Origin of the sequence: Pseudomonas oryzihabitans NBRC 102199 (assembly GCF_000730625.1) — a bacterium.
Taxonomy (GTDB): domain Bacteria; phylum Pseudomonadota; class Gammaproteobacteria; order Pseudomonadales; family Pseudomonadaceae; genus Chryseomonas; species Chryseomonas oryzihabitans.
Window position 1 is genome coordinate 208146 of the sequence record NZ_BBIT01000002.1, and the last position, 16426, is coordinate 224571.

11 protein-coding genes are annotated in these 16426 nt (G+C 67.0%); 3 read left to right on the plus strand and 8 right to left on the minus strand.

Features of this window, described 5'->3' with window-relative positions:
* Window positions 1-27: 27 nt before the first annotated feature.
* Both POR01S_RS02445 and POR01S_RS02450 read right to left on the minus strand, forming a co-directional pair.
* Window positions 28-1074, minus strand: coding sequence for an SGNH/GDSL hydrolase family protein (locus POR01S_RS02445; protein ID WP_007158859.1), 1047 nt, complete (start codon window positions 1072-1074; stop codon window positions 28-30).
* Window positions 1075-1261: 187 nt separating this feature from the next.
* Window positions 1262-1585, minus strand: coding sequence for an ArsR/SmtB family transcription factor (locus tag POR01S_RS02450; protein WP_042133513.1), 324 nt, complete (start codon window positions 1583-1585; stop codon window positions 1262-1264).
* Window positions 1586-1692: 107 nt separating this feature from the next.
* Between POR01S_RS02450 and POR01S_RS02455 the strand changes: the two genes are divergently transcribed.
* Together POR01S_RS02455 and ptaA are read left to right on the plus strand one after the other, a co-directional pair.
* Window positions 1693-2790, plus strand: a complete 1098-nt coding sequence (locus tag POR01S_RS02455) for an NADH:flavin oxidoreductase/NADH oxidase (protein ID WP_042133515.1) — start codon at window positions 1693-1695, stop codon at window positions 2788-2790.
* 143 nt (window positions 2791-2933) lie between these two features.
* Complete coding sequence (gene ptaA / locus POR01S_RS02460) at window positions 2934-4097, plus strand: pyoverdine biosynthesis transaminase PtaA (RefSeq protein WP_027599778.1); 1164 nt, start codon at window positions 2934-2936, stop codon at window positions 4095-4097.
* A 213-nt stretch (window positions 4098-4310) separates the two neighbouring features.
* Here ptaA and guaD read toward each other — a convergent pair whose 3' ends face one another.
* Genes guaD through xdhA form a run of 4 tightly spaced genes read right to left on the minus strand, consistent with a single transcriptional unit; the run spans window position 4311 to window position 10307 of the window.
* The gene (guaD, locus tag POR01S_RS02465) at window positions 4311-5615 is read right to left on the minus strand and encodes a guanine deaminase (RefSeq protein ID WP_222932022.1); all 1305 of its coding nucleotides are present in this window, start codon (window positions 5613-5615) and stop codon (window positions 4311-4313) included.
* Window positions 5616-5651: 36 nt separating this feature from the next.
* Window positions 5652-6479: a xanthine dehydrogenase accessory protein XdhC gene (xdhC, locus tag POR01S_RS02470; RefSeq protein WP_042133517.1), complete on the minus strand. Its 828-nt coding sequence runs from the start codon at window positions 6477-6479 to the stop codon at window positions 5652-5654.
* Window positions 6476-8875: a xanthine dehydrogenase molybdopterin binding subunit gene (gene xdhB / locus POR01S_RS02475; protein WP_042133519.1), complete on the minus strand. Its 2400-nt coding sequence runs from the start codon at window positions 8873-8875 to the stop codon at window positions 6476-6478. Before xdhB ends, xdhC begins: the two co-directional genes overlap by 4 nt.
* Complete coding sequence (gene xdhA / locus POR01S_RS02480) at window positions 8868-10307, minus strand: xanthine dehydrogenase small subunit (protein WP_042133521.1); 1440 nt, start codon at window positions 10305-10307, stop codon at window positions 8868-8870. Before xdhA ends, xdhB begins: the two co-directional genes overlap by 8 nt.
* A gap of 313 nt (window positions 10308-10620) precedes the next feature.
* Between xdhA and POR01S_RS02485 the strand changes: the two genes are divergently transcribed.
* Entirely contained in the window at window positions 10621-13197 is a 2577-nt protein-coding gene (locus POR01S_RS02485; RefSeq protein WP_042133523.1) for a bifunctional diguanylate cyclase/phosphodiesterase, read from the plus strand.
* Window positions 13198-13214: 17 nt separating this feature from the next.
* On the opposite strand, the gene POR01S_RS02490 is transcribed toward POR01S_RS02485, so the two are convergent.
* Window positions 13215-13853: a LysE family translocator gene (locus tag POR01S_RS02490; RefSeq protein ID WP_042133525.1), complete on the minus strand. Its 639-nt coding sequence runs from the start codon at window positions 13851-13853 to the stop codon at window positions 13215-13217.
* 156 nt (window positions 13854-14009) lie between these two features.
* Window positions 14010-15971: a methyl-accepting chemotaxis protein gene (locus POR01S_RS02495; protein ID WP_042133527.1), complete on the minus strand. Its 1962-nt coding sequence runs from the start codon at window positions 15969-15971 to the stop codon at window positions 14010-14012.
* Window positions 15972-16426 lie beyond the last annotated feature (455 nt).

Below are 16426 nucleotides of genomic sequence, written 5' to 3' on the forward strand. Positions count from 1 at the left end.
ACCAGGGTAGGGCGTAGGTCCGCGGAGCTAGTGGAAGGTCGGCTCGGTGTTGAGTCGCGCGGTGGCGAGCAGCGGACGATCCGGCACGGCACTGCCGGGCCAGGTCTGGGCGATGCGTTCCAGCACTACCTGGGCCAGCATGCTGTGGGTACGACTGGCGAAATGCCCGCGGGCGCCAAAGATATAGGCCTGGTCAGCGCCCGGTTCGACGTAGCTGTCCGGATCGCAGAATTCGCGACCGGGGAGACAGGCATCCCCTTCGGCATGGGTAAAGCCGTAGTTTCCGTAGTGAGCGAAGACCTCTTCCATCACCCGGTAGGCATCCACCAGCAGCAGACGGTCTCCGGCCGGCAGGTTGGCCTGCAGGGTATCGTTGTAGAGCTTGACCAGCTCATGGTTGCGCTGCGCCACCTGCTCGGTCCAGGGCTCGAGATAGGGCGCCTTGCCGTAGTCGGTGTTGTTGAGCACCACCAGCCGTTGGGCACCCAGGCTCAGCAGATAGCGCAGCAGCTTGACCTCGTTCAGGGCCGTATGCCGGATCCGCGCCTCGACCTGTTCGCGGACCTCGGGGGGCAACGGGGCGTCGGCCATCAGCGCGGCCTTGAGCTTCTTGTCGTAGAAGGGGCCGATGATGTCATTGCCGCCGATCTGCACCAGCACCAGGTCCTGCTGGCGGAAGCGGCCGTGCTGCATCTCGAAGTTGCGGATCTGCTGGGAAAAGGCCAGTGGCGCCTCGTTGTGGTCGAAGCCCGGCTCGGTGAAGCTGCCGGTCACGGCGCCGCCCTCGGCGTAGCAGAGACCGTCGGGGTCGCTCGGCCCCTCGTGGCCATAGCCTTCCACCTGACGATTCGGGCCCAGCTCGATGCCGTAGGCGTCGGCGATTTCCTGCGGGTAGGTACGACCGGGATTGGTCGCATAGATGTGGCCGAAGGTGCCGCAATCCATGAGGCTGTCACCAAAGGCGATGACCCTCTGGATACCCCGCGCCTCGGCGATGGGCTCGGGGCTGGGTACGAGGGCGAGTAGCGCGGCGACACCCGCCAGTGCGGTCGCCAATCCCCAGTGCTTGCCCATCCTCTACCTCCCGGCAGCGCCCAGCGTCTGTGCTGTCACCGCCTGCTGCAACCTTCATACCGGGAAGAGCGGGAAAAACGGCGGAGAGTTCCCTGCGCCCGGACCAGCCGAGACGGCAGGCGACGACAGGCAAGGACCTCGGGTGGGACGGGGCGATTGCGGCCCGCCCGCTGCCATTCAGGGTGGGTCAGTCCGGCTTGGCGACGGGATCGGAAGATTGCGCCAGGATGGCTGCCATCAGACCGGGGAAGCGCTTATCCAGGTCTTCGCGCCGCAACTGGTTCATGTGCGTGGTACCGGCGTTGCGGGTATGCACCAGGCCGGCGTCGCGCAGGACACGGAAGTGATGCGACATGCTGGACTTGGGACGGCCGCCGTCGAGTTCGCCACAGGTGGCCTCGGCGACCCGCGCCAGATAGCGGACGATATCCAGGCGCACGGGATCGCTGAGCGCGTGGAACAGACGCTCAAGGGAAAATTCGTCGGGACTGGGATGTTTGAAAGGGCGCATGCGCCAATCATACACCGGGGGTTGGCGATTATGTTATGTTCGATTAATATCGAATTAACGAACAAGACTTCAACGTACACCTTGTCAACATACGGGAGACCGCTCAGATGTTCGCATTGTTCCAACCCTTCACCCTCAAGGACGTGACGCTGCGCAACCGCATCGCCATTCCGCCCATGTGCCAGTACAGCGCCGTGGACGGCGTCATCAACGACTGGCACCAGGTCCACTATGCCGGCCTGGCCCGTGGCGGTGCGGGTCTGGTCGTCGTCGAGGCCACGGCGGTCTCGCCGGAAGGCCGCATCACGCCCGGCTGCGCCGGCATCTGGTCGGATGCCCAGGCCCAGGCCTTCGTGCCGGTGGTCCAGGCGATCAAGGCCGCCGGTTCGGTACCGGGCATCCAGATCGCCCACGCCGGTCGCAAGGCCAGCGCCAACCGGCCCTGGGAAGGTGACGACCATATCGCCGCCGACGACGCCCGCGGCTGGGACACCATAGCCCCGTCCGCCGTGGCCTTTGGCGCCAACCTGCCCAAGGTCCCCAAGGCCATGACCCTGGACGACATCGCCCGGGTCCGCCAGGACTTCGTCGACGCCGCCAAGCGGGCCTACGAGGCCGGCTTCGAGTGGCTGGAACTGCACTTCGCCCACGGCTACCTGGCGCAAAGCTTCTTCTCGGTGCATTCCAACCAGCGTGACGACCAGTACGGCGGCGACCTCGCCGGCCGCAGCCGCTTCCTGCTGGAAACCCTGGCCGCGGTGCGCCAGGTCTGGCCGGAGCACCTGCCGCTGACCGCGCGTTTCGGCGTGATCGAATACGACGGTCGCGACGAAGAGACCCTGGCCGAATCCATCGAGCTGGCCCAGGGCTTCAAGCGCGAAGGCCTGGACCTGCTGAGCGTCAGCATCGGCTTCTCCACCCCGACCGCCAACATCCCCTGGGGCTCGGGCCTGCTGGCGCCCATCACCGAGCAGGTGCGCAAGGCGACCGGCCTCAAGGTGGCCTCGGCCTGGAACATCGACACCCCGGCCCTGGCCAACCAGGTGGTGGCCGACGAGCAGCTGGATCTGGTGATGGTGGGACGCGCCCACCTGGCCGATCCGCACTGGCCCTACTATGCGGCCAAGGCCCTGGGCGTCGACAAGCCGTCCTGGGTGCTGCCAGCGCCCTACGCCCACTGGCTGGAGCGCTATCGCACCAGCTGAGGCTGAAGAAATGGCCGCCGCGGACCGGCGGCCATTTCTACTGGCGAGTGGCCAGTATGATAGCTAGCTAATCGTTAGGCCCGCACCTTGCATGACGTCAAAGCGATCCATCGCTGCTCTATCGTCATACAGGGAAAATTGTCATGTCCGAGATGTCTCGTCGCTCCTTCGTCAGCCTGGCCACCCTGGCCTCTGCCGCAGTTCCGCTGGTGGGCTGGTCCCGTCTGGCTGCCGCGGATACGGCCGCGCCGCCCGTGCGGGAAAAGGTGCTGATCAACTACAACGAGAATCCGCTGGGACCTTCGCCCAAGGCCGTGGCCGCCATGCAGCGAGGGGCGGCCCTGAGTGGCCGTTATCACTTCGAGTATCAGGAGCAGCTGATCGAGCTGTTCGCCCGCCAGCACGGCTTGCCGAAGGATCATGTACACGCCTTTTGCGGCTCCAGCGAACCCCTGCAGTACGCGGTGATGGCCTTTACCGGGCCCCGCAGCCTGGTGCTGGCCAACCCCAGTTACGAAGCGGCCATGGTGGCAGCCAAAGCCAAGGGGGCACCGGTCCACGAGGTTCCGCTGGACGCCAGCCATGCCCACGACATTCCCGCGATGCTGGCGGCGGACAGCCAGGCCGGGCTCATCTACATCTGCAATCCGAACAACCCCACCGGCACCGTCACGGCACGCGAGCGCATCGAATTCGCCATCGCCAATCGCCCCAAGGGTAGCGTGGTGATGATCGACGAGGCCTATATCCACCTGAGCAACGAAAAGAGCTGCCTGGACCTAGCCGCGCAGCATGACGATGTTCTGGTCCTGCAGACCTTTTCCAAACTCTACGGCATGGCCGGCGCCCGACTGGGCTTCGCCGTGGGTAAACCGGATTTGCTGGCCAGGCTGGAGGTGTTCGGCGGCGAGAATGCCATTCCGGTCGCCGCCATGCTGGGTGGCATGGCCAGCCTGGAGGATCGCCAGCTGGTAGCGCAGCGCCGCAAGGAGAATGCCGCCACGCGCGACGAGACCCTGGCCTGGCTTCGTCAACGGGGCTTCGCCTGCACGGCCTCCCAGGGCAACTGCTTCATGGTCGATACCGGTCATCCGGGCCAGCAGGTGATCGCCGCCCTGGCCAGGCGCAACATCGTCATCGGTCGCACCTGGCCGGCGTGGCCGACCTGGGTAAGGGTCAGCGTCGGGTTGCCGAATGAGATGAAGGCCTTCCGCGAAGCCTTCGTCGCGGTGCTCAAGGACCCGACGGCGCTGGCCGGATTCACGCCCTTGGAACGCCAGGGTGGCCAATTAGCGCAGCTCGCCTGATCCGCCGATAAAGCGCTTGCAGGGTGGCTAACGGCGCAGCCTTATCCACCCTGCCGCGTGCCTGCCAGTGGAAAACGCGGCGCGGTTTTCCACGCTACCGGATCGAGGCTCGGGCTTGGTCGTTTGGGTTTGTTGGGCTTCGCTAGGCTCAACCCAACCTACGTTGATGGGTAGGTTGGGTTGAGGCGGCTCCAGCGGCGAAGCCCAACAGGTTCAGCTGTCGCGGCTGTGTACCCGGCGACCCGCGGCATAGGTCTCGCGCACCACGCGGTCGTCGGCCAGGGTGGTGAGGACGAAGAGGGTTTCTTCCAGGCTCTTGGACTGCTGCAGGCGGTAGTCGAGCAGCGGGGTGGCCTTGAGGTCGAGCACCACGAAGTCGGCGTCGTGGCCGGGGGCCAAGCTGCCGATGCGGTCGTCCAGGCGCAGGGCGCGGGCGCCGCCGAGGGTGGCCAGGTAGAGCGACTTGAAGGGGTGCAGGCGATGGCCGCGCAGTTGCTGCACCTTGTAGGCCTCGCCGAGGGTCTGCAGCAGCGAGAAGCTGGTGCCGGCGCCGACATCGGTACCGAGGCCGACATTGACCTTGAAGGCTTCCATCCGCTCTAGATCGAACAGCCCGCTACCGAGGAAGAGATTGGATGTGGGGCAGTGGGCCACCGCCGAACCGGTGTCGTGCAGGCGCTGGCATTCGGCGTCGCAGAGGTGGATGCCGTGGGCGAACACCGAGCGCGGACCGAGCAGCTGGAAGTGGTCGTAGACGTCCAGGTAGTGGCTGCGCTCCGGGAACAGCGCCTTCACCCAGTCGATCTCCTTGAGGTTCTCGGAGAGGTGGGTGTGCAGGTAGACGTCCGGGTGCTCGGCCAGCAGGCGGCCGGCGGCTTCCAGTTGCTCCGGCGTGCTGGTGGGGGCGAAGCGCGGGGTGACGGCGTAGTGCAGTCGGCCCTTGCCGTGCCAGCGCTGGATCAGCGCCTTGCTGTCGGTGTAGGCGGACTCGGCGGTGTCCTGCAGATAGTCCGGGGCGTTGCGGTCCATCAGCACCTTGCCGGCGATCATGCGCAGGTCGAGGCGTTCGGCGACCTCGAAGAAGGCATCCACCGACTGCGGATGGACACTGCCGAACACCAGGGCCGTGGTGGTGCCGTTGCGCAGCAGTTCGCCGACGAAGACCTCGGCCACCTCGGCGGCCTTGGCCGGATCGGCGAAGGCACCCTCGGTGGGGAAGGTGTAGGTGTCCAGCCAGTCCAGCAGCTGTTCGGCGTAGCTGGCGATCATGCCGGTCTGCGGATAATGGATATGGGTGTCGACGAAGCCGGGGGTGATCAGGGCGTCGCGATGCTCGATGACCTGGGTGCCCGCGGGCAGGGTGGGCAGCAGTTCGGCGGCCGGACCCATGGCCTGGATGCGGCCGTCCGCGACCAGCAGCAGGCCGTCAGCGTGGTATTCGTAGGAGGCGTCCAGCCCCACCTCGGCCGGGTCGGCGAGGCTGTGGAGCAGGGCGGCGCGATGGGCGATGGCAGTCATAACGATCTCTGAAAGACGAAGCGGCGGAAAAGGGGATCAGCTGGGCGCGACGGCGTTGACCAGGCGCAGCGGCTGGTCCGCCTGCTGGGCCTGGCGGCCGTAGTGGGCGATGACCTCGCCGGCCACGGCGATGGCGATCTCCAGCGGCAACTTGCCCTGGACCTCGGGCAGGCCCAGCGGGCAGCGCACCGTGGCCAGGCGGTCGGCGCCGTGGCCACGGGCGGCGAGGCGGTGGCGGAACTTGGCCCACTTGGTCCTGGAGCCGATCAGGCCGAAGTAGCCATGGTCGCCGCGGGCGAGGATGGCGTCGGTCAGCTCCAGGTCCAGGGGGTGATTATGGGTCATGACGATGTAGTAGGCACCCGCCGGCATGCGGGCGATCTCGTCGACCGGCTCGTCGGTAACGATCTTTTCCACGCCAGCGGGCAGGACGGCGGGAAACTCCTGGGGCCGCGAGTCGACCCAGCGCACGGCGCAGGGCAATCCCGCCAGCAGCGGCACCAGGGCGCGAGCGACATGGCCGGCGCCAAAGACGATCACCGGGACGTCCTGCGCCAGCTGAGGTTCGAACAGCAGGGTGGTGACGCCGCCACAGCACTGGCCGAGGCTGGCGGCCAGGGAGAAGCGTTCCAGGCGCGGCTGGCGGGTGCCGGCGGCGAGCATTTCCCGGGCGATGTCCACGGCGCGGTATTCGAGATGACCGCCACCGATGGTCAGGTGCTGCTCCTCGCGCCCCACCAGCATCTTGGTGCCGGCCTCGCGGGGCGTGGAGCCCTGTTCGTCGGCCACGGTGATCAGCACGCAGGGTTCGCCGCGTGCCTCGAAGTCGGCCAGCAGGGCCAGCCAGCCACGTTTGGGGGTCATGCCGGTTCCTCCGTGGCGGGGACCGGGGTGGTGTGCAGCTCGGCGGCCAGGCGGCGCATGCGCTCCACGCCCCAGAGTACCCGCTCGGGGGTGGCGGGCGCGTCCAGCGCGGGATGGAAGCGGTAGTCCGCCACGCTGGCCACGGCGTCCTGCAGGGCGCACCACACCGAGATGCCGAGCATGAAGGGCGGCTCGCCCACGGCCTTGGAGTGGAACACCGTGGCCTCGGGATTCTGTCGATTCTCCACCAGCCGTACGCGCAGATCCGGTGGCACGTCGCTCACTGCCGGGATCTTGTAGGTGGAGGGACCGGCGGTGAGCAGCTTGCCGGCGTCGTTCCACACCAGTTCTTCCATGGTCAGCCAGCCCAGACCCTGGACGAAGCCGCCTTCCACCTGGCCGATGTCGATGGCCGGATTCAGGGAGGCACCGACGTCGTGGAGGATGTCGGTGCGCAGCAGCCGGTATTCGCCGGTGAGGGTGTCGATCAGCACCTCGGAGCAGGCGGCGCCGAAGGCGTAGTAGTAGAAGGGCCGACCGCGGGCCTGGTCGCGGTCGTAATGGATCTTGGGCGTGCGGTAGTAGCCGGTGCTGGACAGCGACACCTGGCCGACATAGGCCAGCTGGATCAGCTCCTCGAAGCTCAGCAGGCGATCGCGCACCCTGACATGGCCATTGCGGAAATCGACCTCTTCGGGCCCGATGTGGAAGTGCCGACTGGCGAAATCGATCAGCCGGTCCTTGATGGTCTGGGCGGCGTTCTGCGCGGCCTTGCCGTTGAGATCGGTGCCACTGGAGGCGGCGGTGGGCGAGGTGTTGGGCACCTTGTCGGTGTTGGTCGCCGTGATCTGGATGCGGGCTATGTCGACCTGGAAGACCTCGGCCACCACCTGGGCGACCTTGGTGTTGAGCCCCTGGCCCATCTCGGTGCCGCCGTGGTTCAGGTGGATGCTGCCGTCGGTGTAGACATTGACCAGGGCGCCGCCCTGGTTGAGAAAGGAAGAGGTGAAGGAGATGCCGAATTTCACCGGGGTCAGGGCCAGGCCCTTCTTCAGTACCGGACTGTTCCGGTTGAAGTCGCGGATGGCCGCACGACGCGCCTGATAGTCGCTACTGGCCGCCAGGTCCGCGGTCATCTCCTCGAGCAGATTGTCTTCCACCACCTGGTGGTAGTGGGTGAGGTTGCGCGTCTCCTTGCCGTAGTAGTTGCGCCGCCTGACCTCCAGCGGATCGAGACCGCGATGGCGGGCGATGGCGTCCATGACGTTCTCGATGGCCAGCATGCCCTGGGGGCCGCCGAAGCCGCGGTAGGCGGTGTTGGACGCCAGGTGGGTCTTGCATCTGTGGCCGGTGATCTGGGCATTGCCGAGAAAGTAGGCGTTGTCGGCATGGAACATGGCGCGGTCGATGATGGCGTTGGACAGGTCCGGCGAATAGCCGCAGTTGCCTGCCAGTTCGAAGCGGATGCCCAGCAGCCGGCCGTCTTCGTCGAAGCCGACGTCGTACTCGACGTGGAAGGGATGGCGCTTGCCGGTCATGTGCATGTCTTCAAAGCGCGGCAGGCGCATCTTCACCGGGCGCCCGGTGAGATGGGCGAACACCGCGCAGAGCGCCGCCGGCATGCCGGCCTGGCTCTCCTTGCCGCCGAAGGCACCGCCCATGCGTCTCATGTCGACGGTAACCCTGTTCATGGAGACGCCGAGCACCTCGGCCACCTGTTTCTGCACCTCGGTGGGATTCTGGGTAGAGGAATAGACCAGCATGCCGCCGTCTTCGGTGGGCATGACCGAGGCCACCTGGGTTTCCAGGTAGAAGTGCTCCTGGCCGCCGATGGCCAGTTCGCCCTGCAGACGATGGGGGGCAGCGGCCAGGGCGGCGGCCGCGTCACCCAGGTGGTGGCTGTGGCTGGGCGAGATGAAGTGCTCGCGGCGCAGCGCTTCCTTGACGTCGAGGATGGCCTCCAGCGGCTCGTATTCGACGAGGGCGGCCTGGGCGGCGCGGCGGGCAGCGTCAAGGCTGGTAGCGGCCACCGCCAATACCGGCTGGCCCAGGTACTGCACCTCGCCATCGGCGAGCAACGGATCGCCGGGGAGGACGGCGCCGATGTCCAGCTGGCCCGGTACGTCGGCGGCGGTGATGGCCAGGGCCACGCCGGGAATCGCGTAGCAGGGCGCGAGATCGATGTGCTTGATCCGCGCATGGGCGTGCTCGCTCATGCGCGCATAGACGTGCAACTGGTTGGGGAATTCCAGGCGATCGTCGATATACAGGGCCTCGCCACTGACATGCTTGTCGGCGCTCTCGTGCTTGAGCGATTTTCCGACGCCGGTGGCCAGGCCGGCGGCGAAGGCCGCGGCCATTTCCTCGGGGGTGCGAACAGGGAGGGTGCTAGACATGGGCGGTGACCCTCGTGGCGAGCGTGGGTTGGGTGGTCTCCAAGTGACATTTGCGCAGCAGATTCTGCGCCGTCAGCAGGCGGTATTCGCGACTGGCGCGGAAGTCCGACAGTGGGGCGAAATCCTCGGCCAGGGCCTGGACGGCGCGTTCGATGGACGCGGCATTCCAGGGCTGGCCAAGCAGTGCCTGCTCGCACTGAGCGGCACGCTTGGGCGTGGCCGCCATGCCGCCGTAGGCGATGCGTACCGCCGCGACGCGGTCCTGGTCGAGCTCCAGCGCGAAGGCGGCGCAGACCGCGGAGATATCGTCGTCCAGCCGCTTGGATACCTTGAAGGCGCGGAAGACCAGGCCCTCACGCGCCCGCGGCACCCGGACCGCCTGGATGAATTCGCCGGGTTCCAGGGCCGTCTTGCGGTAGTCGAGAAAGAAATCGTCCAGAGCCAGTTCGCGCAGGCGTTCACCCTGGCGCAACAGCAGGCTGGCGCCCAGGGCCAGCAACAGGGGCGGACTGTCGCCGATGGGCGAGGCATTGCCGATATTGCCGCCCAGGGTGCCCTGGTTGCGGATCTGCAGGGAGGCGAAACGCTGCAGCAGGGCGCCGAAGTCCGGGTAGTCGGCGGCCAGGGCAGCGGCGCAGTCGGCCAGCGGGGTGGCGGCGCCGATCTCGATCGAATCGTCGCCAACGGTGACGCCGCGCAATTCCGGGAGGTTGCCCAGGTAGATCAGGGTCTCCAGACGGCGATGCTGCTGGGTGACTTCCAGGGCCAGGTCGGTACCGCCGGCCAGCAGGCGCGCCTCGGGGTGCGCTTGGTAGATACCGGCCAGTTCGCTCAGGGTGGTGGGGCTGTGGCAGCGCCGGTTGGCGCCCTCCAGACGGGTGTCGGGTACTGGCGCCAGGGCCTCGAGGCGCTCCAGGGTCTGTTGCTCGCGGGCATCGAACTGATCCGGCTGACGGCCGGCGCAGGCCTGCTCGGCTGCGGCCAGGATCGGCCGGTAGCCGGTACAGCGGCAGAGATTGCCGGCCAGGGCCTCGTGGGTGGCGGCGTCATCCGGCGCGGCGACGTTCTTTTGCAAGGCGAACAGCGACATGACGAAGCCCGGGGTGCAGTAGCCGCACTGGGAACCGTGGCAGTCGACCATGGCCTGCTGCACGCCGTGCAGGCGGCCCTGGTGCTTGAGGTCCTCCACGCTGATCAGCTGCCGGCCGTCCAGAGCTGCGACGAAGGTCAGGCAGCTGTTGACGGTGCGATAGCGCAGCTGGTCGCCGTCGGGCTCGGCCAGCACCACGGTGCAGGCGCCACAGTCGCCCGAGGCGCAGCCTTCCTTGGTGCCGGTCTTGCCGCAGCGCTCGCGCAGGTACTGCAGCACGGTAAGGTTGGGATCGAGCTGCTCTTCAACGCGCAGCTCCTGGTCCAGCAGAAACCTGATCACGGCCGCTCTCCACCTGGTCTCGAATGCCTTGATGGTGGGTAAAGCTGACCGATAGGTCAACATTTGCCCGGGTGAGTGGCGCCCCTCTGTCGTTTTTGAGCAAGAGGGGCAGGAAAGGCTGCGCCGTCCTGGCGCACTCGGTACGTCGGCGCCCATGGATGGTGCAAAAGCAGCCGCTCTAGCGAGCTCTTCTGCGGAATATTTATGCGGGGGCTTCAAGCCGCCCAAGGCAGTGCCGATATAAAGGCAGACGATTACGGCCTGGCCGCCTGCCGTCAGCACCCCGTACAACCCGTTGCAACAGGTCGCCCCCGTGCCTACCCAACTCAATCGTGTCGCCCGTCAGGCCTCCCTCGGCTTCTTCGCCCTGGTCACCCTCATCTTCGCCCTGGCGGGCTGGATGCTGTTCGACCTGTGCGCCCGCATCGACGAGCAGCAACGCCACCACAGCGAGGCGGACGCCCAGCGCGCGCTGGAAACGCGGGTGGACAAACTGGGCCGGGTGCTGACCGATTATTCCTTCTGGCTGGAGGCCTATGCGCGGACCAATAAGAAGGTCGACGTCAACTGGGCCTACGAGGAGGACAACGTAGGGCCGTCCCTCTACAGCGGCTACGGGGTGAACGGCGCCTTCATCCTGGCACCCAATGGCATGACCCGCTATGCCGTGGTTGGCGGCGGCCGCAGCAAGATGCAACTGGACACCTGGCTCGGCGACGACCAGACGGCGCTGCTGGCGCAGGCGCGGGAACGCTCGCTCAAGGATGGCTATGCCCAGGGCTATTTCCTGATCGATGGCCAGCCGGCCAGCGTGCTGGCCGCGGTCATCCGCCCGGATGCGACCTACCAAGACTTCAAGCGGCTGTCCTATATGGTGTTCGTCGACATCCTCACGCCGGACAAGCTGGCCCAGCTCGGGCACGCCTTCGAATTGCCCGGGCTGACCGCGGAGCCCGGGGACCTGCCCGCCCTGGCGGAGCGGCCGACCCTGGTGGTGAGGTCCGATCCGGGTATCGCGGTGACCTTCCACTGGCTGGTGCATGGCATGGGGCATCGCCTGCTGACGCAATTCGTGCCGCTGCTGGCGACCATGTGTGGCCTGGCGCTGCTGCTGGTCTGGTACCTGCGCCGGCGGATCGCCCTGGCGGCGCGGCAGACCGACGTGGCCGAAGATGCCCTGAGGCACAGCGAGCAGCGCTTTCGTACCGTTTCCGAGGCCTCGTCCGACTGGATCTGGGAGAGCGACGCCGAACAGCGCCTGGTCTATCTCTCGGAGCGCTTCGTGGCCGTCACCGGCTTCAGCCGCGAAGACTGGCTGGGGCGTCCGCTGCACGAGTTGCTGGGCTACCCGCCGAGCCAGGTCGAGGAGGTGGCCCGGACGCCGCTGGCGGCCGGCCGCACCCGCCGTCCGCTGCCCTGCGAGATGCGCGATGCCCAGGCCAAGCTCAGGTACTGCCAGCTCTCGGCGCAGCCCATCATCAGCGGCGGCCTGCTGGCCGGCTTTCGCGGCACCGTATGCGACGTGACCGAGGAGATCGAGGCCAAGGCCCGCATCGAGCACATCAGCCGGCACGACGCCCTGACCGGACTGGCCAATCGTCATCAGCTGCACCGCTACCTGGCGCAGCGCTTCGCCGAGGGCGTCAGTGCCAGTCAGCCGCTGCATCTGCTGGCCCTCGACCTGGACCGCTTCAAGCCGGTCAACGACTCCCTCGGCCATGGGGCGGGCGATCAGGTGCTCTGCCAGGTCGCTCGCGAATTGCGCGCCAGCGTCCGGGAGGGCGATCTGGTCGCGCGCATCGGCGGCGATGAATTCCTGATCGCGGTGAACGGCTGCCTGAGTGCCGAGCAGGTGAGCCTGATGTGCAACCGGATGCTGGAGGGCATCGGCCGGACCATGCGCATCGACGAGCACGACATCAATATCGGCGCGAGCATCGGCATCGCCCAGGCGCCCCAGGATGGCCATGGCGCCGAGGATCTGCTGCGCTATGCGGACATCGCCCTGTACGAAGCCAAGGCCGCCGGGCGCAATACCCTGAGGTTCTATGAGCCCACCATGAACCAGCGCATCCTCGAACGGCGCCAACTGGAGACCGAGTTGCGCCTGGGATTGCAGCGGCTGGAATTCGAGCTGGATTTCCAGCCGCGATTCGACGCCAGCAGCCAGCGCCTGCTGGGCGCCGAGGCGCTGGTGCGCTGGAACCATCCCGCGCGCGGTCGCCTGGCACCGGCCGAATTCATCGGGGTGGCGGAGGAGACCGGACTGATCCTCGGCCTGAGCGACTGGGTGCTGCAGGAAGCCTGCAGCCAGGCGGTGGTCTGGGAGCCGGAGCTGATCGTGTCCATCAACCTGTCGCCGCTGGAGTTCCAGCGTGACGATCTGGTCGCGCGGGTGCGCAAGGTGCTCGACCGCACCGGCATCGATCCGGCGCGGGTCGAGCTGGAGCTGACCGAGAACGTCCTGCTGGACGACGCCGCGGGCGCCCTGGAGTTGATGAAGAAGCTCAAGGCGCTGGGGGTGCGGCTGTCCATGGACGACTTCGGTACCGGCTATTCCTCGCTGAGCTATCTGCGTACCTATCCCTTCGATTGCCTGAAGATCGATCGCAGCTTCGTCTCCAACATCGAGGTAAGCGAGAGCAACGCGGCCATCGTCGAGGCCATCGTCAGCATGGGGCGGGCGCTGTCGCTCACGGTGGTGGCCGAGGGCATCGAGACCGCCGGCCAACTGGCGCGCATCGCCGATCTCAGGTGCGACCAGGCCCAGGGCTTCCATCTGCAGCGACCGCTGTCCCAGGCGCGTTTCGCGGCCTTGCGGCAGGAGCAGTCACGACCGCGGGAAGCGTCCAACGACGCCAGTCGTACCCTGGTCGCCACCAGGCACTAGGCACTAGGCATTAGGCATTAGGCATTAGGCACTAGGACACCCAGGGCCGCACCCAGCAGCAGCGCGGCGAACAGCAGAAAGAGTCCGCCGGCCGCCCGGTTCAGGCGCGCGAGGGTGGAACCCGCGGTCAGGCGGGTACTCAAGGCTGCTGCGGCCCCGGCGTAGCTGCAGTGAATGAGGAGGCTCAACAGGCAGAAGCTCGCCACCAGCAGCACCAGCTGCGGCAGCACCGGGCGGTCGGCCTGGATGAAGGGCGGAAACAGCGCCAGAAAGAAGATGATCAGCTTGGGATTGGTGAGGGACACCAGCAGCCCTTGCCGGAGGCGTCTGGCGACGCCGATCGCCGGCCGGGTAGTGCCGGTCCGCTGGCCTGGAAGCGAGTCCTGGCGCAGGCGACTCAGACCCAACCACCCCAGATAGAGCGCGCCGAGCAATTGCAGCCCCTGCAGCGCCCGTGGCGAACTGCTCACCAGGGCGCCGAGCGCGGTGCTGGCCAGAATGGCTACCAGCAGGATGCCCAGCACCACACCGAGGATGCCTGGCAGGGCGCCGCGCCACTGCAGCAGCAGGGCGTTGTTGACCGTGAGCAGCACGCCCGGACCAGGACTGGCAATGGTGAGGCCGCACAGCAGCAGGTAGAGGGCAAAGGTATCCATGGCGTTTCCAGGCGGTCTGGTGGCCGGTCCTGGGCTGGCCGGTCCTGCGCTGCCGGCGACCAGTCGCTGACAGCGGCGCCCAGTCTGGCGACAGGGCGCGCCGGCGTCGCCATCCAGAGGGGCGGCTTTTCCACCGTACAGCGGCCGGCGCGGGGCTCAGGCCACCTGGAAGCGCCCCACCAATGACTGCTGGGCGTCGGCCAGGCGGGCCAGTTCGCGACTGGTGACCGCGGTCTGCTCGGCACCGGCGCTGACCTGGATGACCAGCTCATGGATGTCGCTGACGTTGCGGCTGATGTCTTCGGCGACCTGGCTCTGCTGCTCGGCGGCCGAGGCCACCTGGATATTGCGATCGTTGATCAGGGTCACGCCCTCGGCGATCTCGCTGAGCAATTCGCCGGCGCGGAGCATGTTGCCGGCGCCGGTCTGCACCTGGCCGAGGGTCTCCTGCATGGCCTGGGCGGCGCGGTCGGTGCCGCTCTGCAGGCGGCTGATCATCTGCTGGATGCTGCCGGTGGACTGCTGGGTCTTTTGCGCCAGGGAGCGTACCTCGTCGGCCACCACGGCAAAGCCGCGACCGGCCTCACCGGCGCGCGCCGCCTCGATGGCCGCATTCAGCGCCAGCAGATTGGTCTGCCCGGCAATGCCATTGATCACGTCCAGCACGAGGGAGATGGCGTCGCTCTCCTGCTTGAGTTCGGCGATGATCTGCGCGGTGCGCTCGGCCTGCACCGACAGCCCCTGCACCAGGCCGATGGTGGCCTGCAATTCGTGGCGACCCTGGCGGGCGCTGGCCTCGACCTGCCGCGAGCCCTCGGCGGCTTCGCTGGTGCTGCGGGCGACATCCTTGACCGTGGCGCTCATCTCGGCGATGGCGGTGGCCATCTGATCGGTGCCCAGGCGTTGCTGGGTCACGTTTTCGCTGGTCTGGATGGCGACCGCCGAGGCTTCTTCGGCGGCGGTGGCGACCTGCTGGGTGGCCGCGCCGATCTCCTGGATGACCTGGCCGAGTTCCTGGCTCATCAGATTGAGGTTGCCGGTGATGGTGCCGAATTCGTCCCGGCCCTGGTAGACGCAACGGGCGCTGAGGTCGCGGGTCGCCAGGCGGGTGAGGGTGCCGTTGACCTGTTCGACCGCCTGCCTGATGTTGCGGATGACCAGCCACGCCAGCACCGAAACGGCCACCAGCAGCACCAGCATCAGGCCGAGGGTGGTCCAGAGATCGCGGCTGGCGCCGTCGCGTAGCTGTTCGGTGGTGGCGATGATGCTGGCGCCCAGCTCCGTTTCCAGGGTGCCCAGCTGATCGATGCGCTGGGTGGCCAGGTCGAACCAGGTGTCCGGCTGCACATTCAGCGGTCTACCCGGCGTCGTGTAGAGCGCGCGCCGCTGCAACTGCGCCAGCTCCAGGGCACCGGGCTGCTTGAGGAGGTTCTCGAATCGCTGGACGACCTCGGGCGCGGACCTCTGCCTGAAGGCGTCGGCGTAGGCGGTGAATTCGCCGAGATTGCGTGCGATCTGCACCAGTAGCGGCAACTCCAGCCGATTCCTGCTGAAGGCTATCCCCAGCAGCGCGCGCTCGCGGCCGGCTCTTTCCTTCATCTCGACGAACAGATTCAGGGCATTCAGGGCGCGCTTGATCGCCGGATCCTCGACTTCGGCTTCGAGCTTGCTGTTGTAGCCGATCAACGCCTGGATCATCTCAGTATAGGCGGCACTGGATTGGGTACCGCTGATCGTCAGGCCGTCCACGGTGGTGCGTACCCCGGGCAGGCCGTCGAGGAGCTTCAGCACGGGTTGCAGGGCGGTATCGTCGCTGGCCACCCGGGCGCGCAAGGCGCCTTGGGCCTGGTCGCTGTCCTGGCGATAGGTTCGCAGGTCGTCACGCACGGCCGTGCCGCCACTGCTGAGAAAGGCGCCGCTGGCGCCCCGTTCGCGTTGCAGGTTGGTGATCAGGGTGCTGACGTCTTGCGCCGTGGCGCTGGCGGTCACGGTGTGATCGAGATTCTCCAGCGTCTGGTAGCGCTCCTTGAGGAAGAGACCGCAAATCAGCAGAAAGCCGGTCAGGGGCAGGAGCAGGATCAGCAGCAGCTTGGTACTCAGGGCGGCGTTCTTCAGCATCGGTCAGTCCTTCAAGAGATGACCCTCGCGCTTGCTGGGACGCGAGGGATAGGTTCCATGAGAGGTCACCGCGCAGGCATCGCCGGACAGGATTCAGCTGCTCAAAGCCTGACTGTTGCTTGGGGAAATACCCGGGTGGCGGATGCGCGCGCATGACCGGCTGTAATGCCTGCAAGTAGCGTGCTAGAGCGGTTCGTGGGTGTTGGTTGCCGATTCCCTGCTCCGTCTGGAACCGCGGAGTCGCCACCGGGGCTGAAGGGCGATGGCGGCAAAGGCCTGCGGTGGAAGGATCAAGCCGGGGCAGACGGTAGAACTCGGTACAGAGCACTGACGTCCGGGTTGGGGGCGAGGCTGGGCAGTGCCGAAGGGCGACCAAGCCCAGCGGCAGGGCAACGCAGGGAGGCGCGGAGGCGGGAGAGGATAGCGGGAGCGGGAGCGGGAAGAGCGAACTTGCA